The sequence below is a fragment of the Stenotrophomonas sp. PE591 genome, assembly GCF_018320795.1.
In the GTDB taxonomy this organism is placed as follows: Bacteria; Pseudomonadota; Gammaproteobacteria; order Xanthomonadales; family Xanthomonadaceae; genus Stenotrophomonas; species Stenotrophomonas maltophilia.
Genome location: NZ_JAAOKO010000001.1, coordinates 715,156 through 740,126, shown reverse-complemented (window position 1 = coordinate 740,126; position 24,971 = coordinate 715,156). Strand labels below are relative to the sequence as shown.

The 24,971-nt window shown below is 67.5% G+C and carries 26 protein-coding genes; 6 read left to right on the top strand and 20 right to left on the bottom strand.

From position 1 onward, the window contains the following. Positions 1-290 precede the first annotated feature (290 nt). From JLDANKMP_RS03640 to JLDANKMP_RS03630, 3 genes are read left to right on the top strand one after another with little or no spacing between them, the layout of a single operon-like run. Positions 291-1,376 (top strand): L,D-transpeptidase, encoded by a 1,086-nt coding sequence (locus tag JLDANKMP_RS03640; protein ID WP_212560556.1) that lies wholly within the window; start codon positions 291-293, stop codon positions 1,374-1,376. Between the two features lie 17 nt (positions 1,377-1,393). Next, positions 1,394-2,119 (top strand): murein L,D-transpeptidase catalytic domain family protein, encoded by a 726-nt coding sequence (locus tag JLDANKMP_RS03635; RefSeq protein ID WP_212560555.1) that lies wholly within the window; start codon positions 1,394-1,396, stop codon positions 2,117-2,119. Between the two features lie 34 nt (positions 2,120-2,153). Further along, positions 2,154-2,762 (top strand): HutD family protein, encoded by a 609-nt coding sequence (locus JLDANKMP_RS03630; RefSeq protein ID WP_212560554.1) that lies wholly within the window; start codon positions 2,154-2,156, stop codon positions 2,760-2,762. Positions 2,763-2,909: 147 nt separating this feature from the next. On the opposite strand, the gene JLDANKMP_RS03625 is transcribed toward JLDANKMP_RS03630, so the two are convergent. From JLDANKMP_RS03625 to JLDANKMP_RS03565, 13 genes are all read right to left on the bottom strand, one after another. Continuing rightward, entirely contained in the window at positions 2,910-4,514 is a 1,605-nt protein-coding gene (locus JLDANKMP_RS03625) for a sulfite reductase subunit alpha (RefSeq protein ID WP_212560553.1), read from the bottom strand. Beyond that, positions 4,511-5,482 (bottom strand): FAD:protein FMN transferase, encoded by a 972-nt coding sequence (locus JLDANKMP_RS03620; RefSeq protein ID WP_212560552.1) that lies wholly within the window; start codon positions 5,480-5,482, stop codon positions 4,511-4,513. The genes JLDANKMP_RS03625 and JLDANKMP_RS03620 overlap by 4 nt, the downstream gene beginning before the upstream one ends. A 53-nt stretch (positions 5,483-5,535) precedes the next feature. Continuing rightward, positions 5,536-6,339, bottom strand: a complete 804-nt coding sequence (locus JLDANKMP_RS03615) for a DUF4198 domain-containing protein (RefSeq protein ID WP_005408419.1) — start codon at positions 6,337-6,339, stop codon at positions 5,536-5,538. A gap of 122 nt (positions 6,340-6,461) precedes the next feature. Further along, complete coding sequence (locus JLDANKMP_RS03610) at positions 6,462-6,980, bottom strand: DUF2271 domain-containing protein (protein ID WP_005408420.1); 519 nt, start codon at positions 6,978-6,980, stop codon at positions 6,462-6,464. A 26-nt stretch (positions 6,981-7,006) separates the two neighbouring features. After that, positions 7,007-7,645: a PepSY-associated TM helix domain-containing protein gene (locus JLDANKMP_RS03605; RefSeq protein WP_032129249.1), complete on the bottom strand. Its 639-nt coding sequence runs from the start codon at positions 7,643-7,645 to the stop codon at positions 7,007-7,009. 199 nt (positions 7,646-7,844) lie between these two features. Next, positions 7,845-10,265: a TonB-dependent receptor gene (locus JLDANKMP_RS03600; protein ID WP_212560551.1), complete on the bottom strand. Its 2,421-nt coding sequence runs from the start codon at positions 10,263-10,265 to the stop codon at positions 7,845-7,847. 146 nt (positions 10,266-10,411) lie between these two features. Further along, a complete protein-coding gene (locus tag JLDANKMP_RS03595) occupies positions 10,412-10,813 on the bottom strand; it encodes a hypothetical protein (RefSeq protein ID WP_033835559.1) in 402 nt (133 codons plus the stop codon). Between the two features lie 164 nt (positions 10,814-10,977). After that, a complete protein-coding gene (locus tag JLDANKMP_RS03590) occupies positions 10,978-11,655 on the bottom strand; it encodes a Fe2+-dependent dioxygenase (RefSeq protein WP_012510312.1) in 678 nt (225 codons plus the stop codon). A 10-nt stretch (positions 11,656-11,665) separates the two neighbouring features. Further along, positions 11,666-12,385: a tetratricopeptide repeat protein gene (locus tag JLDANKMP_RS03585; protein WP_212560550.1), complete on the bottom strand. Its 720-nt coding sequence runs from the start codon at positions 12,383-12,385 to the stop codon at positions 11,666-11,668. A gap of 68 nt (positions 12,386-12,453) precedes the next feature. Then, on the bottom strand, positions 12,454-14,760 hold the full coding sequence (locus JLDANKMP_RS03580; protein WP_212560549.1) for a TonB-dependent receptor: 2,307 nt from the start codon (positions 14,758-14,760) through the stop codon (positions 12,454-12,456). A gap of 152 nt (positions 14,761-14,912) precedes the next feature. Beyond that, complete coding sequence (locus JLDANKMP_RS03575; protein WP_212560548.1) at positions 14,913-15,317, bottom strand: hypothetical protein; 405 nt, start codon at positions 15,315-15,317, stop codon at positions 14,913-14,915. A gap of 200 nt (positions 15,318-15,517) precedes the next feature. Further along, positions 15,518-15,850, bottom strand: a complete 333-nt coding sequence (locus tag JLDANKMP_RS03570; protein ID WP_005412525.1) for a non-heme iron oxygenase ferredoxin subunit — start codon at positions 15,848-15,850, stop codon at positions 15,518-15,520. Continuing rightward, positions 15,847-16,386 (bottom strand): GNAT family N-acetyltransferase, encoded by a 540-nt coding sequence (locus tag JLDANKMP_RS03565; protein ID WP_005408429.1) that lies wholly within the window; start codon positions 16,384-16,386, stop codon positions 15,847-15,849. The genes JLDANKMP_RS03570 and JLDANKMP_RS03565 overlap by 4 nt, the downstream gene beginning before the upstream one ends. Before the next feature lie 103 nt (positions 16,387-16,489). Between JLDANKMP_RS03565 and JLDANKMP_RS03560 the strand changes: the two genes are divergently transcribed. Beyond that, positions 16,490-17,140: a transposase gene (locus JLDANKMP_RS03560; protein WP_212560547.1), complete on the top strand. Its 651-nt coding sequence runs from the start codon at positions 16,490-16,492 to the stop codon at positions 17,138-17,140. A 142-nt stretch (positions 17,141-17,282) separates the two neighbouring features. Here the strand turns inward: JLDANKMP_RS03560 and JLDANKMP_RS03555 are convergent, their stop codons facing one another. The 6 genes from JLDANKMP_RS03555 to JLDANKMP_RS03530 are packed head-to-tail and all read right to left on the bottom strand — an operon-like array spanning position 17,283 to position 22,914. Further along, positions 17,283-18,539 (bottom strand): cysteine desulfurase, encoded by a 1,257-nt coding sequence (locus JLDANKMP_RS03555; protein ID WP_010483557.1) that lies wholly within the window; start codon positions 18,537-18,539, stop codon positions 17,283-17,285. After that, on the bottom strand, positions 18,536-19,798 hold the full coding sequence (sufD, locus tag JLDANKMP_RS03550) for a Fe-S cluster assembly protein SufD (protein WP_043034185.1): 1,263 nt from the start codon (positions 19,796-19,798) through the stop codon (positions 18,536-18,538). Before sufD ends, JLDANKMP_RS03555 begins: the two co-directional genes overlap by 4 nt. Continuing rightward, positions 19,798-20,562: a Fe-S cluster assembly ATPase SufC gene (gene sufC, locus JLDANKMP_RS03545; RefSeq protein WP_024958766.1), complete on the bottom strand. Its 765-nt coding sequence runs from the start codon at positions 20,560-20,562 to the stop codon at positions 19,798-19,800. The genes sufD and sufC overlap by 1 nt, the downstream gene beginning before the upstream one ends. 2 nt (positions 20,563-20,564) lie before the next feature. Beyond that, entirely contained in the window at positions 20,565-20,969 is a 405-nt protein-coding gene (locus JLDANKMP_RS03540) for a hypothetical protein (protein WP_049403262.1), read from the bottom strand. After that, a complete protein-coding gene (sufB, locus tag JLDANKMP_RS03535) occupies positions 20,966-22,441 on the bottom strand; it encodes a Fe-S cluster assembly protein SufB (protein ID WP_005408435.1) in 1,476 nt (491 codons plus the stop codon). The genes JLDANKMP_RS03540 and sufB overlap by 4 nt, the downstream gene beginning before the upstream one ends. 17 nt (positions 22,442-22,458) lie before the next feature. Next, positions 22,459-22,914, bottom strand: coding sequence for an SUF system Fe-S cluster assembly regulator (locus JLDANKMP_RS03530; RefSeq protein WP_005408436.1), 456 nt, complete (start codon positions 22,912-22,914; stop codon positions 22,459-22,461). Positions 22,915-23,122: 208 nt separating this feature from the next. Between JLDANKMP_RS03530 and JLDANKMP_RS03525 the strand changes: the two genes are divergently transcribed. Together JLDANKMP_RS03525 and JLDANKMP_RS03520 are read left to right on the top strand one after the other, a co-directional pair. Then, positions 23,123-23,590 (top strand): SET domain-containing protein-lysine N-methyltransferase, encoded by a 468-nt coding sequence (locus JLDANKMP_RS03525; protein ID WP_012479369.1) that lies wholly within the window; start codon positions 23,123-23,125, stop codon positions 23,588-23,590. A 162-nt stretch (positions 23,591-23,752) separates the two neighbouring features. Further along, complete coding sequence (locus tag JLDANKMP_RS03520) at positions 23,753-24,295, top strand: type 1 glutamine amidotransferase domain-containing protein (protein WP_212560546.1); 543 nt, start codon at positions 23,753-23,755, stop codon at positions 24,293-24,295. A gap of 38 nt (positions 24,296-24,333) precedes the next feature. Here the strand turns inward: JLDANKMP_RS03520 and JLDANKMP_RS03515 are convergent, their stop codons facing one another. Beyond that, positions 24,334-24,930, bottom strand: a complete 597-nt coding sequence (locus JLDANKMP_RS03515; protein ID WP_005408439.1) for a DUF1439 domain-containing protein — start codon at positions 24,928-24,930, stop codon at positions 24,334-24,336. Positions 24,931-24,971: the final 41 nt, after the last annotated feature.

Here is a 24,971-nt window from a genome sequence, read left to right as displayed (position 1 = left end):
CCACCGACCGCCGCAGGACGCGGCACCAATCACCAGGATGGTGGCATCACAGACCTGTGGAAGGGGCTGAGATACAAACAGGACAGACGCGGCCGCGTGCAGGATGCAACGCTACCCCCACAGCGCAGGATGCGAGGGGGCGGCAGCAGGCCGACAAGGACGTAACGATTGCCCGGTACGACACATGGCTGTGTCGCCGGGCAGTTTCATTTCCGGCGCCTGGTTTTGCCGCGGCCACCACGGGCCGATGGTGTACGGTGGCCGCACCGCATGGAAAGGACCCCCGCTGGATGCTCCCGCTCCGCCCCACCACCCTGATGCTCGCCCTTGCACTGGCCCTGCCGCTGCTGGCCCATGCCGCTGCGCCGACAGCGGCTGCCAAGCCCACGGCTGCCGCAGCCAGCAGCGCTGAAGTGCGCGGGCCGACCGACCTCAAGCCGGGCGAATACCTCTGGCATCCGGAAATCTCGCCGACCGGCCCGATCGTGCTGGTGGTCAGCCTCGATGAGCAGCGCGCCTACGTCTACCGCAACGGCATTGCCATCGGCCTGACCACGATCAGCTCGGGCAAGGCCGGGCACGAGACGCCAACCGGCGTGTTCACCATCCTGCAGAAGGACAAGGACCACAGGTCCAACCTCTACAACAGCGCGCCGATGCCGTACATGCAGCGGCTGACCTGGGACGGCATCGCCCTGCATGGCGGCAGCCTGCCCGGGCATCCCGCCTCGCACGGCTGCGTGCGCCTGCCGCAGGCCTTCGCGCAGAAGCTGTTCAGCGAAACCCAGCGCGGCGATACCGTGGTCGTGGCCGATGCCAAGAGCTCACCGATGACCCTGGCCTATCCGTCGGTGCTGGCGCCGGTGAACGCGCGCGGCCAGGCCCTGCCGGAGGCCGAGGGCGGAGCCCCGGCACAGGCCTGGTGGGACGACAGCGCGGCGCCGGCCGGGCAGGTCGGCATCCTGGTCAGCCTGCACGACCAGCGCCTGTACGTGCTGCGCGATGGCGTGATGATCGGCGAGTCGCCGCTGAAGGCTGACGCCCTGCCGGCGTTCCAGGGCACCACGCTGTTCGTGATGGGGCAGGGTTACAGCGACACCCCCAGCCCGCTGGACGTGAACCAGCGCCTGCACCAGTGGACGGCCTACCCGTTGCTGGGCCAGGACCGTGCCCAGGCCACGCCGGACCTGCTGGCCACGCCCTCGCTGCCGATGGCGCTGCCGGCCGATTTCGCCCGCCAGCTGTACCAGGTGCTGGTGCCGGGCACGACCCTGCTGGTGACCTCGCTGCCGGCGGTCCGCCCAAGCCCGGCTGAATCCGGAATGCAGCCGGTCTTGGAATCCGAGCCGCCAGGGTCCACCCTCAAGGGCAACTGAGTGCCCTCGTTGTGCCCATGACTGCATCCCGCCTGTGCCGGCTGGCCGCGTTCGGCCTGCTGGCGACCTCGGCCAGCGCCCCGGCGCTGGCACAGACGCCCGCCCTTGCCACCGGCGCCGATGATCTGGCTGCCCTGCTGTCGCGCAGTGCGCCCAAGGCCGACCGCCACGTGTTGCAGCTGGCGGCGCACGCCATGCGCTGTGCGCTGCAGCGGCCGGAACTGGGCATCAATGGTGATCGCCTCAGCGTGATCGACTATTCGCGCCCGTCCACCGAGCCGCGCCTGTGGGTGTTCGACCTGGCCCACCAGCGCCTGCTGTTCGAGGAGTGGGTGGCGCATGGCCGCAACAGTGGCGAGAACCGCACCGAGCACTTCTCCAACCGCGATGGCAGTTTCATGTCCAGTCTCGGCGCGTTCACCGCGCAGGAGACCTACATGGGTGGCAATGGATATTCGCTGCGCCTGGCCGGGCTGGAACCGGGCTTCAACGACCGCGCGCGTGACCGAGCCATCGTCATCCATGGTGCGCCATACGTGAACCCGGCTGCCGCGCAGCTGCAGGGGCGGCTGGGCCGCAGCCTGGGTTGCCCGGCGGTGCGCCTGTCGGTGGCCAGGCCGCTGATCGATGCGTTGCGTGGCGGCACGATGGTGTTTGCTTACTACCCCGACCAGGATTGGCTGAAGCACTCGCAGCTGCTGGCCGGCGGGTGCGGTGGCCAGGGCACGCTCGCCACGCGGTGATGCACGACGGCGCGCGGCATGATGCAATGCGCCGATGAACATCGACTCCCTGCTGCACACTCCGAGCCAGGTGATCTCCAGCCTGGACTACCGCCGCGAACGTTGGCGCAACGGCCTGGGCTGGACCCGCGAGATCCTGCGCCTGCCCGCGCAGGGGGATGACTGGGCGCTGCGCCTGTCGGTGGCCGAAATCGAGCAGGATGCCGCGTTCTCTGCCTTCCCCGGCGTGGAGCGCGAACTGGTGTTGCTGCAGGGCAATGGCGTGCGTCTGCGCTTCGACGATGGCCGCGTGGCCGAAGTGTTGCCACCGCATGGGCGGGTGCGCTTTGCGGGCGAGGAAACATTGCACGGCGAACTGGTGGACGGCATCACCCACGACTTCAACCTGATGTGGAAGCGCGAGCTGCTGCAGGCCGAACTGCTGCACCGGCCGCTGGTGGGCGCGATGTTCTTCTTCTGCGAACCGGGCGTGGCCTGGGCGCTGCATCTGCTGGCCGGTCAGGCGGAGTTTGGTGCCGACAGCGGGCTGCCGGCGCTGCAGGCGGGCGATACCGCATGGTTGGCGGCCGGCGAACGTCAGCGGCACGCGTTGCAGGGCGGTGGCGAGTTGCTGGCGATACGGGTCAGTGCAGCAGCGGGATGATTCCTGGGCGCCGGTGGGCGCCATCCACGCATGGCGTGGATCTACAGCTGTGCGGTTGTCACCATGCCTGGGCACGCCGTCATGGTGCGGCTGTGATTGGGGTCAGAGCCCTTTCCTGCGGAAAGGACTCCGACCCCGATGGTTCGTTCAATACACATCGCGCCGGTAACGACCGGCCAGCAACAGCGCTTCCTTGCCCGCAGTACCCAACACCTGCTCGATCACCGCATCCACCGCCGGGGCCATGCCCTGCAGGCTGCCGCAGACCAGGATCGTCGTGCCTTCATCCACCCACTGCCGCAGCGTTGCCGCTTCGGCCAGCAGCCGGTCCTGCACATAGCGATGCGCGCCGCCATCTCGGCTGAACACCGCATCCAGCCGCGCCAGCGTGCCGTCGGCCAGCATCGCCTGCAGTTCTTCACCGAAATGGAAGTCGTGCGCGGCGGTGCGCTCACCAAACAGCAGCCAGGTGCGGCGCGCGCCACTCCGGGCACGTTCGTGCAGATGCGCGCGCAGGCCGGCGATGCCGGTGCCGTTGCCGATCAGCAGCAGCGGCACATCGGCGGGCACGCCATGGAAATTGTCGTTGCGGCGCAGACGCAGCTGCACCGGTTCGTCGATGGCCGCGTGGTCGCACAGCCAGCCACTGCCGATGCCCGGTGTTCCATCGGCGCGCAGTTGGCGGCGCAGCAGCAGCTCCACCGCACCGTCGGCCATCACCGAGGCGATCGAGTACTCGCGGTGCGGCAGCGGCTGCAGGGTCGCCAGCAATGCAGGCAGATCACCCGGGGGAACCAATGAGGGCAGGTGCGAGCGCGCGACGCGTGCCAGCAACGTCTGTCCGTCATCCAGCACGATGTCCGCGTCAAAGCGTTGTGTGTCCAGCCAGGCACGCACGGTGTGCGATGCGTGCTGTGGGCCGATCTCGGCGATGTCACCGGCCTGCCATTGCGCCTCTGCATCGGCTGGGGGCTGCAGGCGCAACCAATACACGGGGCCGCCGGGGCTGCCCGGGTTCAGATGCTCGCGTTGCAGCAGCGTCCACGGCTGGTACTCGGCCGGACTCCAGTCGGGCAGTTCGCTGGCGCTATCGCCGAGTTGTCCCAGCAGCTGTTGCCAATGACGCAGCGCTGCCGGATCGGCGTTGTCGACTTCGATTGCATCGAACAGTGGATGCGCGCCGTGCTGGCGCAGCCATTGGTCGAGCTGGTGACCGAATCCGCAGAAGTGGCCATAGCTGCGGTCGCCCAGTGCGAGCACGCCGTAGTGCAGATGCTGCAGGGAGGGCGGCGTGGCCATCACCCCGCGCAGGAACGGCAGGGCGTGGTCGGGCGGATCACCTTCGCCGGTGGTGCTGGCGATGAACAGCGCGCGCTGGCTGCCGGCCAGCAACACGGCGTCGACCTCATGCAGTCCGCGCACGCGCACGGGCACGCCGGCACCGCGCAGGGCCTCGGCACTGCGTTCGGCCAGTTCGCGGGCGAAGCCGGTCTGGCTGGACCAGACCAGCAGGATGGGCGCGGTGTCTCCGCTTGCGGCATCGTCGCGCGGGCGCCCACGCCACCACAATGCAGCGCAGGCCAGCGCGTACAGCACCGTGGAGAGCACCGCGATCTGCGACTGCCGCGCCGGTGGCGCGCCCTGCCACCAGGCCTCACCGAGGTGCAGGCGCAGCAGCGCCCAGCCGATCAGCGCCAGCAGAAGCAGGACCAGCGCGTTGCCGAGCCACGCGCGCGACGGCCGGGTACTCATGGGCTCTGCTCGTCGAGCAGGCGCTGGAAGGCGCTGCTGAGGAATTCCTGCGGGCCGTCTGCTGCACGCTGCAGGTAGCGTGCAGCCAGGCCTTCGCGTTCGGCCAGCGCCATGCCCTGTTCGCGGCCCAGCACGGTCAACGCAGTGGCCCAGGCATCAGCATGCATCGCGTCATCGGCAACCACCGTCACTGCCGCCGCAACCTGGCGCACCGGTCTGCCCGAACGCGGGTCCAGGCTGTGACTGTAGGCCTCGCCATCGACCTGGTACTGGTGCCAGCGATCGCCGGAGGTGGCCACCGCCTTGCCCTCCAGCGCCAGCACCCGCGGCGGGGTATTGGTGTGCGCATCTTCTTCCGGAGCGGACTCCACCAGCACGCGCCACGGCTGGCCGTCCGGTTTGCGGCCGTAGCCGGCCAGTTCGCCGCCGACTTCGACCAGCGCGGCAGTGATGCCCTGTGTGCGCAGCCACGCAGCGACATGGTCGACGCCAAAGCCCTTGGCGATCGCGGAGAGATCCAGTTCCAGCCCACCCGGTTGCAGCAGCGCATCGTCCTGCCATTGCAGGCGCTGCCAACCGCAGCGATCGCGCGTGGCCTGCAGGGTAGCGTCGTCGGGCTGGCGGCGCTCACCGGCATGTGCACCGAAGCCCCACAGGGCAACCAGCGGACCGACGGTGGGATCGAAGGCGCCGCCACTGGTGGACGCGATCGCCTGTGCGCAGGCCACAACGTGGCGGGTCTCGGCCGGCAGCACGCACCATTGGCCCGCGTCGGTGCGGTTGTAGCGGCTCAGGTCCGAACCGGGCTCCCAGGTACTCATCTGCGCGACCACTTCGTCCAGCCGCGCCTGGATGCCGGCGTGCAGCGGGTGCAGGTCGCGCTGGCGCGGCGCGACCAGCGACACGCTCCAGGTGGTGCCCATGGTGGTGCCGCCGAGGCGGGCGATGTCGAGCAGGGAGTCGGTCATTGTGATGCGTTGCGGGTGCGATGCCGGGCTGCCCGGCATCGCGGTCCACGTCATTACTGCGGCAGCACTTCCAGCGTGGCGACGTAGCTCAGGCGGCGCTTGGCGGCCTGCTTCACCGACGTCTTGTTGTCCTCGGTGCCGGTTTCCAGCCAGTACATGCCGGCTTCCGGCCAGGTCACCTTGATCTCGCCCTTGGCATCGCTGGTGACCTTCAGCTCGTCCTGCGCGTTGCGGTAGCGGGTGGCACCACGCACGATCTCGAATTCCAGGCCGGCGGCCGGCTTGCCGTCGACCAGCACGCGGAAGGTGGCTTCCTCGCCGGCGAACAGATCGTTCGGGTGGCCGACGGCGACCAGCTCGATGCCACGGTTGGTCGGCTTCAGCGCGGTATCGTTCGGCGCGCCGTTGGTGACGAAGGTCTCCACGCGGCCGACCGACTGGCTCACTTCCAGCTTCTTCGCGTCCTTGGGCAGTTCGCCGAAGGTGGCAACGCTGCCGCGCCAGCGCTTGCGCTCGCCGTTCTGCTCGTAGGTGGCGAACAGGCCATCGTTGACCGACGCGATGCGGTAGGTGCCCGGCTGCTTCAGTTCGATGTCGAACACGCTGCGGTACTTGCCGGTCGACGCGTTCTGCGGCTGCACGGTGCTGCCGTCCGGTGCGGTGATCACCAGCGATTCCAGGCGCAGCGGCACGTGGTTGAAGTAGAACAGATCGTTGGAGACCGCACCGTCGACGGTGATCCACGGCGCGTTGCCGGCGATCACGGTCTGCGAGGGCAGCAGCCAGGCCTTGTGGGCCAGGGCGGAGAAGGGAAGGGCAGCGGCCAGGGCGGCGGCGAGGACGAGCGTGCGCTTCATGCGGAAGACTCCAGTTGGAAGGGGTCGGATCCCTTTCCAACGGAAAGGGCTCTGACCCCGGGGGACAGGGCGATGGGGTCAGAGCCCTTCCTGCGGAAGGGACTCGACCCCGGCTCAGGCGATTACGGTTTGACGGCGAGGGTGACCTGGCCCAGTTCGGTGGCGCCCTGCGCCTTGCCGTTCTGCGCGGCGGTGGCCGGCCAGGTGAAGGGGATCTTCAGCAGTTCGCGGCCGCCGACTTCGCGCACCGCTTCCACCACCAGGGTGTAGTTGCCCGGGGCCAGCTGCTTCAGTGCCGGCTGCCTGTCATTGAACGACAGCGCGTGCTTGCCGGCCGGGCGGGTCGGACCGGTCACGCCGTCCACCGGCACCTGCAGGGTGCGGCCGCTCTTGCGCCACCACTGGCGCAGGTCGGGCAGCCACTTGGTGCCGTGGCCTTCGCTGTTGCTGGTCTGCTGGTACCAGACCGAGAGGTTGGCCGCGACCTTCTGGTCGGCGCCTTCCAGCCACACGGCCACATACGGGCGGTGGTATTCGGCCACGTTGAGCTTGGGCACTTCGACGTTGATGTCGAGGGTGGTGGCATAGGCCGGCGAGGTGGCCAGCAGGCCGCTGAGGGCGATGGTCAGGGTGACGCGCATGGGGCGGCTCCGGAAACGGGGAAAAGTCAGTGGATCAGCAGCAGGGCGATCAGCAGCGGGATCATCAGGCCGAGGCCGACCAGCGGCCAGGTCATGCGCCGCTGCCGCGCGTGCAGGTGCAGCAGGAACAGGCCGGTGATGCAGAACACCAGGCAGGCCACGGCGAACAGGTCCAGGAACCAGCCCCACGCCGGGCCCGCGTTGCGGCCCTTGTGCAGGTCGTTGAGGTAGGACACCGCGCCGCGCGAGGTCGATTCGTATTCCACCGCGCCGGTCTCGCGATCGATGCTCAACCAGGCGTCGCCACCCGGTCGTGGCAGCGACAGGTAGATCTCTTCGGCCGACCACTCGGCCGGTCGCCCGCCGATGGCGATGCCCAGCTGCGTGTCCAGCCATTGCCGGGCAGGGCGCGGAATCGGTGCGTTGCCGTCTTCGCGCGTGCCGAGCTGTCCAAGCAGCGCGGCCGGCAGTTCCAGATGCTGGTTCTGCACCTCGGGCTTGGCCTCGATCTTCGCGGCATGGTTGAGGGTCAGGCCGGTCACCGCGAACAGCAGCATGCCGATCAGGCACACCGCCGAGCTGATCCAGTGCCACTGGTGCAGCGTCCGCAGCCAGAAGCCACGGTTCTGTTGCTGCTGCACGGTGGAAGAGGCAGGACGGCTCACGGCAGGGTTCGAGGCGGACGGGGACTGCCCATTACATCATTGATGAGAATAGCTCGCAATTGCGTGTCGTTCTGTATCCCGGGAGCAGGTATTACGGGTTGCCGGCCAGCGGCCGGCACTACCGATCAGTAGATCCACGCCATGCGTGGATGAAGCGGTGCCGACCAAGGTCGGCACCCACCGGGGCCGGGCGCGGCGATCAGAACTTCGCGTTCAACGAAATCCAGTAGCTGCGGCGCTGGTCCTTGGTCGCGTAGTCGTCCACGCAGCTGAACTCACTGGGATTGAGCAGCAGGCACGACTGCGAAACGAAGTCCTTGTCGAACAGGTTGTTGACCCGTGCGTTGACCGTCAGCCACGGCGTGGCCTTCCAGCTGCCGCCCAGGTGGAAGATCGTGTAGTCGTCGTAATAGCGCACGTGGCGGGCGCCGGCACTGTCGATGAGGGTGTCGCGATAGCGGTCGTAGCGGCCTTCGCCGATCAGCGACAGGCTGATCGCTTCGTTGATCTGCCAGTTGAGGCTGGCGTTGGCCATGTGCTTTGCGGGCGTGGTGCCTGAGATCGGGCGTCCCTTGTCGGGGCCGCTGGTCTGCTCGCTCCTGGTCCAGGTGTAGTTGCCGCGCAGCTGCAGGGTGTCGAGCAGGTCGACATGACCGGCCAGTTCCGCGCCGCGGGTCTCGGCCTTGTCGATGTTCACGCTCTGGGTGAAGGTGCTGTAGCCCAGTGCTGCCCAGCCTGGGCCGATGTCCACGCAGTAGCCGCTGCCGGCGCGCGCCACTTCGCAGTTCGGGAACGTTCCGCCGCTGGCGATCTTGTCTTCGAACGTGTTGAAGAAGCCGGTGACGTTGAAGCCCCAGCGCTGGCCTTCGTAGTAGGCGGCCAGCTCGTAGTTGGTGCTGGTTTCAGGCTTGAGGTTCGGGGAACCGACCAGCGGCAGCACGCCCTGGCCACCAAAGCCGGTGATGCCCGGGAACAACTGGTCCGGTCGCGGGGTCTTGTAGCCGGTGCTGACGCCACCCTTGAAGGTCCACGCATCGCTGGCGTTCCACACCAGGTAGCCACGCGGACTGACGTGGCTGCCGAACACGTTGTGGTCGTCGTAGCGCAGGCCGAAGGTAGCGGTGAGGGTATCGGTCAGCGCCCAGTTGTCCTCGGCGAACAGCGCCCACATGCGGTGCTTCTGCCTGGTGTTGCTGCGATAACCGGCGCCATCCATGCCGAACACGCCGTCGATCATGTCGGTGTCGTTGTACTGGCCGCCGACGGTCAGCTTGTGCGCGCCGAAGTCGAGGTCGAGCATCGTGTCGAGCACGTAGCCTTCCAGTTCCATGGTGCGCAGCGGACGCGGCAGGAACGCCTGCAGGCGCGCCATCTCGCCCGGGTTGAGCGCGGCCAGGGCATTGCCACGGCCGGCCGCACAGTTGTTGGCGGCACCGGTGCGGCGGCAGACGTCATTCCACAGCGTCTGCAGGTTGGCGCGCTCGTCCAGGGTCAGCGGCAGCGAACGACCCAGGTTGCTGCTCTTGCTGTGGGTCAGTGAGGTCTGCCAGGTGCCGAAGCTGTAGCGGCCCTGGTGGGTCAGCGACAGCTGATCGCGCTCGTAGCGCTGGTAGGCGGTGTAGCCGACGCGCGGCTGTACCACGCGGCGGGTGACGGTGCCGCTGCCGTTCGGGTTGGGGATGACCGCATTGCCGACGCGCCACAGGCTGGCCAGGCTGTCCAGCGTGCCGGTCTGGCCTTCGCTGTTGTCGTACTTCTGCCGCGATACGTCGTGATCCAGCCACAGTTCGTGGTCATCGTTGACCCGGAAGTCCAGGCGCACGCCGGTATTCCAGTTGGTGTTGGCCACCGACTTGCCACCGCCGCCGAAGCCGATGCTGCGCTCCCACAGGCTGCCGTCGGGCAGGGTCAGTGCGTCCCACTCCGGATTGGAGGCCTTGGCGTCATAGTAGCTGCCGCGCACCGCCAGGCTGAGGCGGTCCTTCAGCAGCGGGCCGCTGAGATACAGGTCGGTGGTGCGCGCATCACCGAACTGGTCGTCCTGCTGCACGGTGAAGCCCTGGGTCACGGTGCCGTGCCAGCGGTCCTGGTTGCGTCGGGTGATGATGTTGATGACGCCACCCATCGCGTCCGAGCCATACAGCGTGGACATCGGGCCGCGCACGACTTCGATGCGCTCGATCGCGTCCAGCGGCGGCAGGTAGGCGAACTGGCCGCCACCGAAATTGTTCGGGTACAGCTGGCCGACATTGCTCTGGCGGCGGCCGTCGATCAGCACCAGGGTGTATTCGGACGGCAGGCCGCGCATGGAGATGGTGGCGCGGCCGTTCTTGTCGGTGGCCTCCAGGCCGACGTCGATGCCCTCGACGTCGCGCAGCGCGTCGACCAGGTTGGTGTACGGGCGCTTGCTGAGTTCTTCGCGGCTGACCACGCTGATGCTGGCCGGTGCATCGATCACCTTCTGCTCGAAGCCGGAGGCGGTGACCACCACCTTGTCCAGCGTCTGTGGCGCGCCGGAAGCGTCACCGTGGGCGAAGGCTGGGGCGGTCATGGCCGCCAGCACGGCGCTGGTCAGCAGGGTACGGGACAGGGACGAACGGACACGATGGCGCTGGGCCATGGCAGTAACCTCGAAGGATGCAGGGTGGTGCGATGCCAGGCGCGAACGGCGCGGCATGCACGGGGAGGCCCGGTCAGGGGCGGCAGGGATGAAGCAGGCAGCGGCGCGCGGGCGCGACCGCGCAGGCGGTCACGCTGGGCCGTGAATCAGGCGAGCGGCGGCGCCTGGCCGCGTTGCTGGCGGCGCCCGGGCGCATCGGCCCAGGGCGTGTCCGGAGCGGCCAGCGGCCAGTCCGGGCGCACGCCGGGCATGGCCGGCGTGGCGGGTACGAGTTCAAGCTCGGTGCGCAGCCATTGGCTGGCCAGCAGCAACGGCGGGCGTGCCTTCTCGGCTGATTTCACCGGAGCGGCAGCACAGCGGCGCAGCTTGGCCGGTGCCTCTTCCTGCAAGGCGCCTTCGCCGCCGCGCTCTTCCAGCGGCATCTGCACGGCCATTCCGGCCTGGCCGTGTGGCAGCAGCGGCAGGGTGCCCAGCAGCAGGGCCAGCATCGCCACCCACGCCAGCAGGCTGGCCAGCGCAGGACGCTGGCCGCGCATGGCGGTGCCCATCTTGCGATGGATGAGTGGACGAGGGCGAAGCGGGCGCAGCAAGCAGGGGTCCCCAGGGCTCTGCCGGCAGCGGCCGGCATCAACGGGGCGTGATTGTAATGAGAGCTGTTAGCTGTTGCAAATGAGAATGATTGCCAAAACGTCTCAGGCTGGCCGATTGAGGCTCAGACCTCGCTCCAGCGCCGCAGCAGGTTGTGGTACACGCCGGTCAGCTGCAGCACCGCCTCGGCGTCGCCGCCGGTCTGCCGCAGGCGCTCGATCGAGCCGTCCATTTCCCATAGCAGGCGGCGCTGCACATCGTCGCGGACCATGCTCTGCACCCAGAAGAACGAGGCCACGCGCGCGCCGGCGGTGACGGGGCGCACCTGGTGCAGGCTGCTGGACGGGTACACGATCAGGTCGCCGGCCGGCAGCTTCACTTCGTGCTCGCCGTAGGTGTCGCTGATGATCAGTTCGCCGCCCTCGTACTCGTCCGGCGCCGACAGGAACAGGGTGCAGGAAATGTCCGAACGCAGCTGTTCGCCGTTGGCCAGGTTCATCACCGCGCCATCAACATGGAAGCCATAGGTGCCGCCACCGCTGTAGCGGTTGAAGCGCGGCGGCAGGTATTTCAGCGGCAGCGCGGCGCTGAAGAACAGCGGGTGCCGGGCCAGCGCGACGAGGATGATCTCGCCCAGTTCGCGGCGCAGCGGTGAGGCCTCGGGCAGCTGCTGGTTGTGCTTGGCCTGCGCGCCCAGATGGCCGACGGTTTCGCGGCCATCGGTCCAGTCGGCGGCATCGAGTCGGCGGCGAAAGTCGGCCACCTGGTCGGCGCTGAGAATGTCGGGGATGTGCAGCAGCATGCGGGACTCCTCAGAGGGACGGCGGCGCGACCAGGGCGCGGACCTGTGGATGCGGCGACGCGGCCAGTTCCGGCGCGATGTGCGCCATGAACGCCGGGCTGCCGTGGGCCAGTGCGAGCCGCAGCCAGTGCACGGCCTGCTCGACCTGTCCGGCCTGCAGCAGGATAGAGGCGTAGTTCGCCTGGCCGCGGAAATCACCGGCTTCGGCCGCGCGCTGGTACCAGGCCAGCGCTGCCTGCGGATCGCGCTCGATCTCCAGGCCGTCTTCGAGGTGGCGGGCCAGCAGGTTCATCGATTTGGCATGGCCCAGGTGTGCGGCACGGGTGTACAGGGCCAGTGCCTGCGCGCGGTCCTCGGGCACGCCGCGGCCGGTGGCCAGCAGGTTGGCCAGGTTGTACAGGCCCCAGTCCAGGCCGGTGTCGGCCGCGCGCCGGTACCACACCGCGGCGAGTGTCGGGTCGGGGGCGGTGCCCTGGCCCAGTTCGTGGCAGCGGCCCAGCATGTTCATCGCCATCGGCGCGCCGTTGTTGGCGGCGGTCTCGTACCAGAGCCGTGCCGCCGAGGCGTCCTGTGCGGTGCCTTTGCCTTCCATGTGCATCTGCGCGAGCAGCAGTTGTGCCTCGACCTGTCCGGCCTGCGCGGCGTCGCGCACGCGTGCGAAGGCAGCCTGCGGATCGTGCTGCAGCAGCTCGGCCAGAGCATCGCTGTCGATGGGGGTACGGGTTGCCATGGGGTGAGTATCGCCGGAAACAAAAACGGCGGCAGGAGAGCCTGCCGCCGTGGTGGAGCGCAGTTACATCAGAACTTCACGTTCAGTGCCAGGGTGGCCGAGCGACCCGGGGCGATGCTCGCGTAGTGCGAGGCATAGGCCTTGGTGAAGTAGGTCTTGTCGGTCAGGTTCTGCACGTTGAGCTGCAGGCTGATGTTGTCCTGGATCGCGTAGCTGGCCATCGCGTCGAAGCGGGTGTAGCTGGCAATCCACTTGGTGTTGGCGACGTCACCGTACTGCTTGTCCGAGTAGAACGCACCGGCGCCGATGGTCAGGCCGATCGGGAAGCGGTAGGTGGTCCACAGGTTGGCGCTGTGCTTGGCGGTGTTCGGGAACACGTTGCCGTTGTTCGGCGACGGCACGTAGACGTTGGACGGGCAGGTGCGGCCCACCGGTGCGCCACAGACGAAACCGTTGTCCTTCAGTTCCGAGTCCAGGTAGGTGTAGCCGCCGTACAGGCTCCAGGCATCGGTCAGCTGGCCGGTGAAGCCCAGCTCGAAGCCGTTGATTTCCTTCTTGCCGGCGTTCTGGCTGGTGCCGTTGTCGATGGTCACGCGTGCGTTGTTCATCACGGTGTGGAAGATCGCGGCAGTCAGGTTCAGGCGCTTGTCGAACAGGTCCCACTTGGTGCCCAGTTCGAGGTTCCTGGTGTCCTGCGGCTTGAGGTCGGCCACGGCGGCGCTCAGGCCGTCCGAACCGTCGCCACCGTCCATGCCCGGCGGGGTCGAGGAGGTGCCCCAGGACAGGTAGATGCTGCCGTTGGCGGCCGGCTTGAACACCACGCCGGCCTGGTAGTTCAGGAAGTCGTTGCTGTTGCGCACGCGGGTCGGTGCCTTGCCGGCCACCGGAGTGGTCAGGGTGGTACGGAAGTCGTCGTAGCGCAGGCCGAGGTTGATCATCCACTGCTCATTGAGCTCGATGGTGTCGAACACGTAGGCCGAGGTGGTCTTGGTGCGCTGCTCGACGTCCAGTGCCTTGTCGCTGCGATAGACGATCTGACCGGCCGCCCACGGATCGTTCGGGTTCGGATTGTTGAAGTCGGTGCAGTTGTAGCCGGTGGCCGCGCCGGACACCTGGCAGCGAGTGCTGTTGGCGCTGTTTTCAAGGGGATTGGCGGTGCCCGGCGACATCAGGTAGCTGCCACGGGTCATCTTCTCGTCGCTGTACTCCACGCCCGCGCTGTAGCTGTGCTTGAGCGCGCCGGTCTGGAACGCACCGGTCAGGCCCAGCTGGTCGGCGAAGCTCTTGACGTCGACCGCACGGGTGTTGGTGCGACGCCACAAGGTGCCGTACAGGTTGGGGTTGCCCTTGCTGTCGTCCGGCTGGGTCCACAGGTAGTCGTTGCTGGTGTTGCCCAGGCGCGCGATGTTGCGCAGCTTGTGGCCACCGAAGTCGTAGCTGGCATCCAGGGTGCTGATGTCGGCGCGGGTGCGCTGGAAATCACGGTCGACCAGGCCGTAGTAGTTGTTGCGGTCCGGCACCATCGGCCGGCCATCGCCGTTCTTGGCCACGTTCGGGCCGCTGGAGAACGGATTGCTGTAGGGGAAGCCACCCGCGTCCGGCAGGTCATCGCTCTGCATGTGGTAGTGGCTGGCGATCAGCTGCGCCGGTCCGTTCAGGCCGAACGCGATCGACGGCGCGATGCCCCAGCGGCTGACGTTGGCGGCGTCGCGGCCGGCGATGTCCGATTCGTGCTTCATCAGGTTCAGGCGGGCGGCGATGCCATCCCCCAGCACGTAGTTGGCGTCCACGATGCCGCGCGCGTAGCTGTCGGTACCGATGCCCATGCTGGCGCTGGTCTCGTTCTTCAGCTTCGGCGTCTTGCTCACCAGGTTCAGGCTGCCACCACCGGAGTCACGGCCGCCGTAGGCCGAGCTCGGGCCCTTGACCACTTCCACCTGCTCCAGGTCGAAGATCTCCCGGGTCTGCGAGCCGACGTCGCGCAGTCCGTCGACGAACACGTTGCTCTGCGAATCGAAGCCACGGATGAAGGGGCGGTCACCGGTCGGGTTGCCGCCTTCGCCGGCACCGAAGGTGATGCCCGGCACCATGCGCAGCGCATCCTGCAGGTTGGTCGCACCGGTTTCGGCGATCAGCTTCTCCGACACGATCGACACCGACTTCGGGGTGTCCAGCAGCTCGGCGGTGAACTTCGGCGAGGACGGGTTGAACCAGCTGCCGCGCACCTGCACCTTGTCCAGCTCGGTGGCGTTGCGGGAACCGGCGTCGGCGCCGTCGGCAGCCTGCGCAGCCAGCGGAGCAAAGCCCGCGGCCAGGGTGGCGGTGGCGAGCAGGGAAACGCGCGGGGCGTGCTTGCGGGACGTGATGTGGGTCATGACTGTGGGTAGTGGCTTGGATCGGGAAAGGGCGAGCGCGAGCCGGCGCAGATGGGCATGCGGCGACAGGCGGGAAGTGGGTGCTGTAGAGCCGAGCCAGGCTCGGCTGGCGGGAAACGCAATCAGGCGCACGGCAACGGCCGCAGGGCGCCTCAGCTGGCGTGCGGTGCGGGCGGTGCGTGGCCGGGGTTCAACCGCAGCGCGGGATCATGCAACTGCCAGCGCAGGGCATCGGAGCGCCACAGCGGGATACGCGCGACCAGAGCGGCGCGTGCAGGGACCAGACCGGTGCAGGGCGAGGTGCCCTCGCCATCGAACGGAGGCTCCGGTGCTGGTGCGGGGTGCTGCGGGCATTCGTCGGCTGGCGGTTGCGGCAGCGGCATCGCCTGCAGCAGATCTTCAGCGTGTGCCTGCCAGCCGTGCGCGGCCGGATCGCCGCCACGCCCTTCGTGCAAGGCCGACCAGCCCAGCAGCAACGTCAGCAGCACGGCCACGAGCAGTGGCCACCCTTGGCGGGCGAGCTGGCACAGCGTGGCGGTGGGCGCGGGCGAAGCCATGGCGCAGGAGCGATGTCGTTACGAAGATGTTACGTAGAATAACATCAACGATAATGATTCGCATATGCGCAATCCGGCGGGCGGTCCGGATGGTCTGGAAGGGCCCTGGAAGGCCCCTCAGTGCACTCCAGTGGATCACCCCATGGGTGGATGCTCTCCCGCGAGGCGCCCTCTGGGGGCTCTCCGGGCCGAGCGCCGCCTCAATCCCGGTCGTCGCGGGTCCAGACCGCGTCGTGCTCGCGCTTCACCGGGAACTTGGGCACAGGGCTGTAGGCCGGGGCGCACAGGGCGCGGCCATCGCGCACGTCGAAGCGCGCGCCGTGCAGCACGCACTCCACGCTGCCTTCGGTCGTGTTGAACTCGCCCGAGGACAGTTCGAACTCTTCATGCGTGCACTGGTCTTCCAGTGCGTACAGCTCGCCGTCGAGGTTGAATACCACGATCGGCGTGCCGGTCACTTCGTCGAACACGCTCTTCATTTCACCCGGCAGCAGCTCGTTGCCGGCACAGACAAAGGTCCAGGCCTCACTCACGCGGCGGCTCCGTTCAGCGGCTTTTCCAGGATCTCGAAGCGCAGGTCGTCGCGCTTCGGGATGCCGAAGCGTTCGTCGCCATACGGGAACGGCTTCTTGATGCCGGTACGGCTGTAGCCGCGGCGCTCGTAGAAGGCGATCAGCTCGTCGCGCACGTCGATGACGGTCATCTGCATCACCGGTACGTTCCATTCGCGCGCGGCGTGTGCTTCGGCGGCATCCATCAGCTGCTTGCCGACGCCGCCGCCCTGCTGGGCCGGATCGACCGAGAACATGCCGAAGTAGCCCTTGCCGTCGACATCGGCGACGTGGGCGCAGGCCACCAGCTGGTCCCCGCGCTCGGCCAGCAGGATGGTCGAGCGCGGGCGGTCGAGGTCGGCCTGGATGCCTTCGGCGTCGATGCGGGCGCCATCCAGCAGGTCGGCTTCGGTGGTCCAGCCGACGCGGCTGGCGTCGCCACGGTAGGCCGAGGTGACGAGGGCGATCAGGGCGGGGATGTCGGCCGGCGTGGCGGCGCGGAAGGTCAGGGTGCTCATGGCCCCATTCTAGGTGGGGCGTGGGCGGGCGCAAATGGGGGGAGGGGTCAGATCCCTTTCGCAACGCGGAAGGGATCTGACCCCCTGTTACCAGGAGCTGCCCATGCCGAGGCCACGACGGGTCGATGCGCCCGGATACCCGCAACATGTCGTCCAGCGCGGCAACAATCGCCAGCCCGTGTTCTTCACCGATGGCGACCGCGCCGCCTGCCTTCGCCTGCTGTGTCATCACGCGCACCAGCAGCATTGCCGGGTTCACGCCTATGTGTTGATGGGCAACCACGTCCATCTTCTGGCAACGCCTGATGTCTGCGGCGGGCTGTCACGGATGATGCAGGCCGTGAGCCGGACCTACGTACGTCGGGTGAATGATCGGCAGGGCCGCATCGGCACGTTATGGGAGGGGCGCTTCCACTCCACGGTGGTGGATTCGGATCGCTATCTGCTGGCCTGCCAGCGCTACATAGAGCTCAACCCGGTTCGGGCGGGGAAGGTGGCGCATCCCGGCGACTATCGTTGGTCCAGCTATCGCGCCAATGCGCGTGGCAGGCCCAATGCGCTGCTCGAGCCGCATTCGGCATTCGAGCTGATGGGTTCTGATGCGGATGAACGGCGCAGGCGCTATGTGGAGTTCATCGAGGCGGGCATTCCGGCGGGGGATCTGCTGGCAATCCGGCGGGCATTGCAGTCGCAACGGCGGCTGTCGGGAATGCTGATGGGGTCAGAGCCCTTTCGCGTCGCGAAAGGGATCTGACCCCGGTGTGCTACGGGCGGTATGCCGGGTTCATCTGGTCGCGATCCGGCGGGCATTGCAGTCGCAACGGCGGCTGTCGGGAATGCTGGTGGGGTCAGAGCCCTTTCGCATCGCGAAAGGGATCTGACCCCGGTGTGCCGGCTCAGCCCAACAGCTTCCGTACCTTGGTCAGCGCGGTCATGAAGCGCTCGATCTCGGCGTGGGTGTTGTAGAACGCCAGCGAGGCACGGCAGGTTGCCGCGACGCCGAAGTACTGCAGCAGCGGGTGCGCGCAGTGCTGGCCGGAGCGCACCGCCACGCCCTCCAGGTCGAGCAGGGTTGCCAGGTCGTGGGCATGCGCGCCGTCGATCAGGAACGAGACCACGGCGGCCTTCTCCGGTGCTTCGCCGATGATGCGCAGACCGTCGACGCGGCGCAGCTCTTCGGTGAAATGCGCCAGCAGTTCAGCCTCGCGTGCTTCCACGTTCTCCTGGCCAAGCTGCTGCAGGTAGTCGGCGGCCACGCCCAGGCCGATGAAGCCGGCGATGTTCGGGGTGCCGGCTTCGAACTTGTGCGGGGCATCGTTGAACACGGTGCCGTCGAAGCTGACTTCCTTGATCATCTCGCCGCCGCCAAGGAACGGCGGCATCGCATCCAGGTGCTCGCGGCGGGCCCACAGCGCACCGGTGCCGGTCGGACCACACATTTTGTGGCCGGTGATGGCGTAGAAGTCACAGCCGATCGCGGCCACGTCGACCTTGCGGTGTGGCACGGCCTGCGAGCCGTCGACCACGGTGATGATGCCGCGCTTGCGCGCTTCACGGCAGATCTCGCGCACCGGGTTGACCGTGCCCAGCACGTTGGAGACATGGGTGACCGCCAGCAGCTTGACCTCCGGGGTCATCGCCGCGCGCAGCGCATCCAGATCGAGTGCGCCGTCAGGCGTGATCTCGGCCACGCGGATGGTGGCGCCGGTACGCTGTGCGACCAGCTGCCACGGCACGATGTTGGCGTGGTGTTCCATGCGCGTGATCAGGATCACGTCGCCGGCCTTCAATCGCGGCAGGGCCCACGAATACGCCACCAGGTTGATGGCGAAGGTAGTGCCGCTGCACAGCACCAGGTCGCTGGGGCGCACGTTGAGGAAGCGTGCCAGCGTGTTGCGCGCGCCTTCGTAGGCGTCGGTGGCTTCGCTGCCCAGTGCATGCACCGCGCGGCTGACGTTGGCGTTGTAACGGCGGTAGAACTCGTCCACCGCGCCGATCACCTGCACCGGCTTCTGGCCGGTGTTGGCATTGTCGAAATAGACCAGCGGCTTGCCGTGCACTTCACGCATCAGCAGCGGGAAGTCGAGGCGGACGCGATCCCAATCGGGCGCGCCGGTGCGTTCTTCGATCGGGCGCGGGGTGGACAGGTTCATGCCACACCCGCCTCGGCCAGGGCCTTGTCCAAACGGCGTGCCAGCTGCTCGCGCAGGGCTTCCGGCAGGATCTTCAGCGGCTCGTGGCAGAACGCGGCGCTCAGCAGTGCCTGCGCCTGTGCCTGCGGCAGGCCGCGCGAGCGCAGGTAGAACAGCGCGTTGGCATCGAGCTGGCCGACAGTGGCACCATGCGCGGCCTTCACTTCATCGGCGTCGATGACCAGCGTCGGCTGGGTATCGATCTCGGCGTCGGCCGACAGCAGCAGGTTCTTGTTGGACAGGTTCGCATCGGTGCCGTCGGCGCCTTCGCGGATCTGGATGCCACCATGGAACACCACGCGGCTGCGGTTGGCGGCAACGCCACGCCACAGCAGCTCGCAACTCGTATCGCGTGCGATGTGGTCGATGCCCAGGCGGGTTTCGACGTGGCGGCGGCCATTGCCGAGCAGCACGCCGTTGGCGGTCAGCTGGGCATTGTCGCCTTCCAGGCGCACGTTCAGTTCATGGCGGCTGAGCGCGGCGCCCAGTTCCAGATCGACGCGGTGGTACTGCGCGTCGCGGGCCAGCACGGCGTCGGTGCGCAGGAAGCTGGTCTGGCGCGCGCTGCCGGCCTGCACGCGGGCGTGCTTGAGCACGGCATCGCGGGCGACATGGGCGTGAAGCACGGTGTTGTCCAGGTGCGCCGAATCGCCGACGCTGAGGCGGTGCTCGACCACGCCCAGGCTGGCGCCGGCACGCAGTTCGATCAGGTGGCGGTGGTGCCAGGCCAGGTCGGTATCGCCGGCGACGCTGGCGAACACCAGCTGCAGCGGCGCTTCGACCTGCACGCCTTCGTCCACGCGCAGCACCACGCCTTCATCGGCCAGCGCGGCATTCAGGCGGGCGAAGATCTCTTCGCTGCGCTCGTAGCGGCGGCCAAGGAAACGCACGGCGTCTTCGCCGGAGGCCAGTGCGGCCGACAGCGGCTGCAGCTGCACGCCGTCCGGCAGGACCTGCACGTCGCTCAGCGCGGCATCCAGGCGGCCGTTGACGAACACCAGGCGCGGTGCCGGGATGTCCTCCAGCAGCGCGGCGTCCAGCGCCGGGCCCTGCAGCGGTGCAGCCGCGAACGCACGGCGCTCCAGCTGGCGCAGCGAGGTGTACTTCCAGGCTTCGTTGCGGGCGGCAGGCAGGCCGTCACGCAGGGCCGCGTCCAGCACTTCGCGGCGCGCGTCGCTGCCGCAGAAGGCCTGGGCCATGGAGTCGAGCAGGGCGCTCATCAGACCGCCGCCTCGCGCACCACGCGATCCTTGAGGAAATCGTAGCCGTGCGCTTCCAGTTCCAGCGCCAGTTCCGGGCCACCGGTCTTGACGATGCGGCCATCGGCCAGCACGTGCACCACGTCCGGCTTGATGTAGTCCAGCAGGCGCTGGTAGTGGGTGATGACCAGGAACGAACGGTCAGCGGCACGCAGCGCATTGACGCCGTCGGCCACGCTCTTCAGCGCGTCGATGTCCAGGCCCGAATCGGTTTCGTCCAGGATCGCCAGCTTCGGCTCGAGCACGGCCAGCTGGAAGATCTCGTTGCGCTTCTTCTCGCCACCGGAGAAGCCTTCGTTGACGCCACGGTGCAGCAGTTCGTCCTTCAGGTGCAGCACGGCCAGCTTCTGGCGCACCAGCTTGAGGAACTGCATGGAATCGAGTTCCTCCTCACCGCGTGCCTTGCGCTGGGCGTTCAGTGCCGCGCGCAGGAAGTAGGTGTTGTTCACGCCCGGGATCTCCACCGGGTACTGGAACGCCAGGAACAGGCCGGCAGCGGCGCGCGCTTCCGGGTCCTGCTCCAGCAGGTCGACGCCGTCGAACTGCACGCTGCCTTCGGTCACTTCATAGCCGTCGCGGCCGGCCAGGACATTGCCCAGGGTGGACTTGCCGGCGCCGTTGGGGCCCATGATGGCGTGCACCTGGCCGGGCTTAACATCCAGCGACAGGCCCTTGAGGATTTCCTTGTCGCCGATGCGGGCGTGGAGGTTTTCGATCTTCAGCATGGTCATGGCTTGGTAGGTTTCGGGGCTGCGGGGTCGATGCGGACGATCTGCACCGTGCCGTTGCCGGGCTGCCCAGGTTGAGCGGGAAGGGCGGAGAAAACCACGATGATCTCTTCACCGGGTTCTTGCAGGCAGGAGACTGCGAGGGAGGCCTGTCGGATGGATTCGGCAGCGGCGCGATCCAGCTCACGGTTGCCCGAGCTCAGGCGAGCCCGGATCGCGCCGAAGCTGCCGTCCTGCCCCGTTGTCAGCACTATCGAGAATTCTTTCGGCGCGGAGATGACCGTGCTGGCGGGCAATCTGACCGGGGTGGCACCCACCAGGTCTTCGGGGGTGCAGGACGCGTTGGCCAGGGCCCAGGGCGAAAGGCCCAGCAGCAACAGTGCGGGCAAAGACGTACGCATCATCCGACGCTTCCTTCCAGCGAGACTTCCAGCAGCTTCTTGGCCTCCACCGCGAACTCCATCGGCAGTTCGCGGAACACCTGCTTGCAGAAGCCGTCGACGATCATCGACACCGCGTCTTCCTGGCTGATGCCACGGGCGCGGCAGTAGAACAGCTGGTCGTCGGAAATCTTCGAGGTGGTGGCCTCGTGTTCGACGGTGGCGCCCGGGTTCTTCACCTCGATGTAGGGGAAGGTGTGCGCGCCACACTGCTTGCCGATCAGCAGCGAATCGCACTGGGTGTAGTTGCGCGCGCCATCGGCGTTGCGGTCCACCCGCACCAGGCCGCGGTAGGTGTTCTGGCCACGGCCGGCACTGATGCCCTTGCTGACGATCTTGCTCTTGGTGCGCTTGCCGACGTGGATCATCTTGGTGCCGGTGTCCGCCTGCTGGCGGTGATGGGTCAGCGCCACGGAGTGGAACTCACCGACCGAGTCGTCGCCGAGCAGCACGCAGGACGGGTACTTCCAGGTGATCGCCGAGCCGGTTTCGACCTGGGTCCAGGTGACCTTGCTGCGCGCGCCACGGCATTCGGCACGCTTGGTGACGAAGTTGTAGATGCCGCCGACGCCGTTCTCGTCGCCCGGGTACCAGTTCTGCACGGTGGAGTACTTGATCTCCGCGTCTTCCAGCGCGACCAGCTCGACCACCGCCGCGTGCAGCTGGTTCTCGTCGCGCATCGGCGCGGTGCAGCCTTCCAGGTAGGACACGTAGGCCTTGTCCTCGCACACGATCAGGGTGCGCTCGAACTGGCCGGTGTGGCCGGCATTGATGCGGAAGTAGGTGCTCAGTTCCATCGGGCAACGCACGCCCTTGGGAATGAACACGAAGCTGCCATCGGAGAACACCGCCGAATTGAGCGCGGCGAAGTAGTTGTCGCCTACCGGCACCACGGTGCCCAGGTACTGGCGGACCAGTTCCGGATGTTCCTTGATGGCCTCGGACATCGAGCAGAAGATGATGCCCTTCTCGGCCAGTTCCTTGCGGAACGTGGTACCGACGGACACCGAGTCGAACACCGCGTCCACCGCCACGCCTGCCAGCTTGGCACGCTCGTGCAGCGGCACGCCCAGCTTGTCGTAGGTGTCGAGCAGTTCCTTTGGCACGTCATCCAGCGAGGCGTACTTCGGGCCCTTGGGCGCGGAGTAGTAGCTGAGCGCCTGCAGGTCGATCGGCGCGATCTCCAGCTTGGCCCAGTCCGGCATCGGCATGGTCAGGAAGTGGCGGTAGGCGTCCAGGCGCCACTGCGTCATCCACTCCGGCTCGTCCTTCTTGGCCGACAGGGCACGGATGGTGTCCTCGTCCAGGCCCGGCGGCAGGGAGTCCGATTCGATCTCGGTGATGAAGCCGGCCGAATACTTGCGGCCGAGCTGCTCGTGGATCTCGCGGTTGGGGGTGTCGTCGTGGGCGACGTTTTCGATGGTTTCGGTGGCCATGGGGGGCTGCCTGTGGATCAGGAGACGACGTCGACAGCGATGGTGCGGCGCTGTTCGTCATCGGCAAGGGGAAGAGGGGGCAGGATCTGGGCGAGGGTGACATCGCGCAGGGCCTCGGAGACCACGTCGTTGATCAGCCGCCAGCTGCTGCGCGCGCCGCACTTGGGCGCCATGCCGCACTGGTGGTGGTCGTGGCTGCATTCGGTCAGGGCCAATGGCCCTTCCATCGCTTCGACCACTTCGAACAGCGAGATCTCGATGGCCGGGCGGGTCAGGCGGTAGCCGCCACGGACACCGCGCAGGCCTTCGACCAGGCCGGCCTGCGCCAGCGGCTTGAGCACCTTGCTGACGGTGGGCGGCTCCAGGCCGGTGAATTCGGCCAGCTCAGTGGCACTGAGCACCTCGCCCGGACGGGCGGCAAGCACGGTCAGCACCACGGTGGCGTAATCGGTGAGCTTGGTGACACGCAACATGGGAATGCGAGCGGTTCTTAAAGCGGACTGAAATTGTACGCTTTTATTCGCCGGCATCCAACCCGGGCATTCAGCCGGCGCTGGGACGGACCGGGACGACGCACCGGGGCCACCGCCGGGGCGCCATGCTGCGCCAACGGGGTGATTTTCGCAATCACCCGGAATGGGCGAGAATCCCGGTTCCATCCGCTGCAAACAGCCCGTGCCGATGCCGAAGAAGATCCAAGCCCGCAAGTCCGCCATCCATGGCAACGGCGTGTTCGCCGTGGCCCCGATCAAGCAGGGCGAGCGCGTGATCCAGTACAAGGGCCTGCTGCGCAGCCACGGCGACGTTGATGCCGATGACAGCGGCGACGTTGAAAGCGGCCATACCTTCCTGTTCACCCTCAACGATGACTGGGTGATCGATGCCAACTACAAGGGCAACGATGCGCGCTGGATCAACCACAGCTGCGACCCGAACTGCGAGGCGGTGATCGAGGAAGACGAGGACGGTGACAGCCGTGGCGACAAGGTGTTCATCGAGGCGCTGCGTGACATCAAGGCCGGCGAAGAGCTGACCTACAACTACGGAATCACCCTGGCCGAGCGTCACACCGCCAAGCTGAAGAAGATCTGGGAGTGCCGCTGCGGCTCGCCCAAGTGCACCGGCACCATGCTGCAGCCCAAGCGCTGACCGGTACCGGGTAGTGCCGGCCGCTGGCCGGCAAGGCGCAATCCAGGTGCCGGCCAGCGGCCGGCACCACCCGGAGGCTCTCCACCTGCCGTGCACGGCAGGGTCACCGCCGTGCAAGGGCCGTTCTTCCATTCTGTCGGCACCCCCAACCGGAGTGCACCCATGGCAGAACGATTGAAGGGCAAGCAGATTGCCATCCTTGCCACCCACGGCTTTGAACAGTCCGAACTGACCGAACCCAAGCGTCTGCTGGAAGCCGAAGGCGCGCGCGTCAGCGTCGTGTCGCCTGCAAAGGAGGCGACGATCAAGGGCTGGAAAGAGAAGAACTGGGGCGACGCCGTTGCAGTGGATATTCCGCTGGATGAGGCCGATCCGGTCAGCTTCGATGCCCTGGTGCTGCCGGGAGGGGTCATCAATCCGGACACGCTGCGTACCGACGAGGCTGTACTCGGCTTCGTCCGCGCAGTAGACGAAGCCGGCAAGCCTGTGGCGGCGATCTGCCATGGCCCGTGGCTGCTGATCAACAGTGGCCTCGCCGATGGCCGCGAGCTGACGTCCTGGCCGTCCCTGCAGCAGGATCTGACCAATGCGGGGGCGAAGTGGCGCGATGCCGAGGTCGTGGTCGACGGCAACGTGATCACCAGCCGCAAGCCGGACGACATCCCAGCCTTCAGTGAGGCGGTGGTCAAGGCACTCGCCGCCTGATGCGCTGCCGGTAGTGCCGGCCGCTGGCCGGCACCACCTTACTTGCCCAGCACGCCTGCCGGCACCAGGTTGCCCAGGTTCTGGTTGAAGGTGACCACCAGCTTGCCGTTCTTCACCTGTGCCGATTGCACCTGCAGCGCGCCAAGAACGCCGGCCACGGCCGGGTCCAGCTTGTAGATCGGCTCCCGCTGGGCGTAGTCGCTCAGCCAGGCGTTGAGCAGGCCACGGGTACGGGAGTCGAGACGACCGCCCTGGTTGGCCGGTGTGAAGTCATCCACGCTCGGCTGCTGCAGGTGGAATCCCTGGGTCTGCGCGTCGTAGCGCAGGCCGCTGCTGAGCTTCACCGTACCCAGTTTGGCCGGATTGCCACCGGCAGTGGCCAGTGCCACGTCCATGCCAAGGTTCAAGCGCTCGCCGGCCGGGAGGCTCAGCTGGGGGTGGCTCATGGTGAGGGCGATCAGTCCGCCCAACGCGTCCTGGGTGCGCGGGAAGCTGCCATCGAGATACTGCTGCACATCGCTGGCGCCGACCGACAGTTCGCGGCCGGAAATGGATGGGGCGGCCTGCGCGCCGATCGCGGCGGCGATCAGCACGGTGGAGGCGGCGAGGCGGGTCATCAGGGAACGCAGGCGCATGGCGGTGACCGCTGGACTGGGAAAGGATGGAGGAAAGAGTA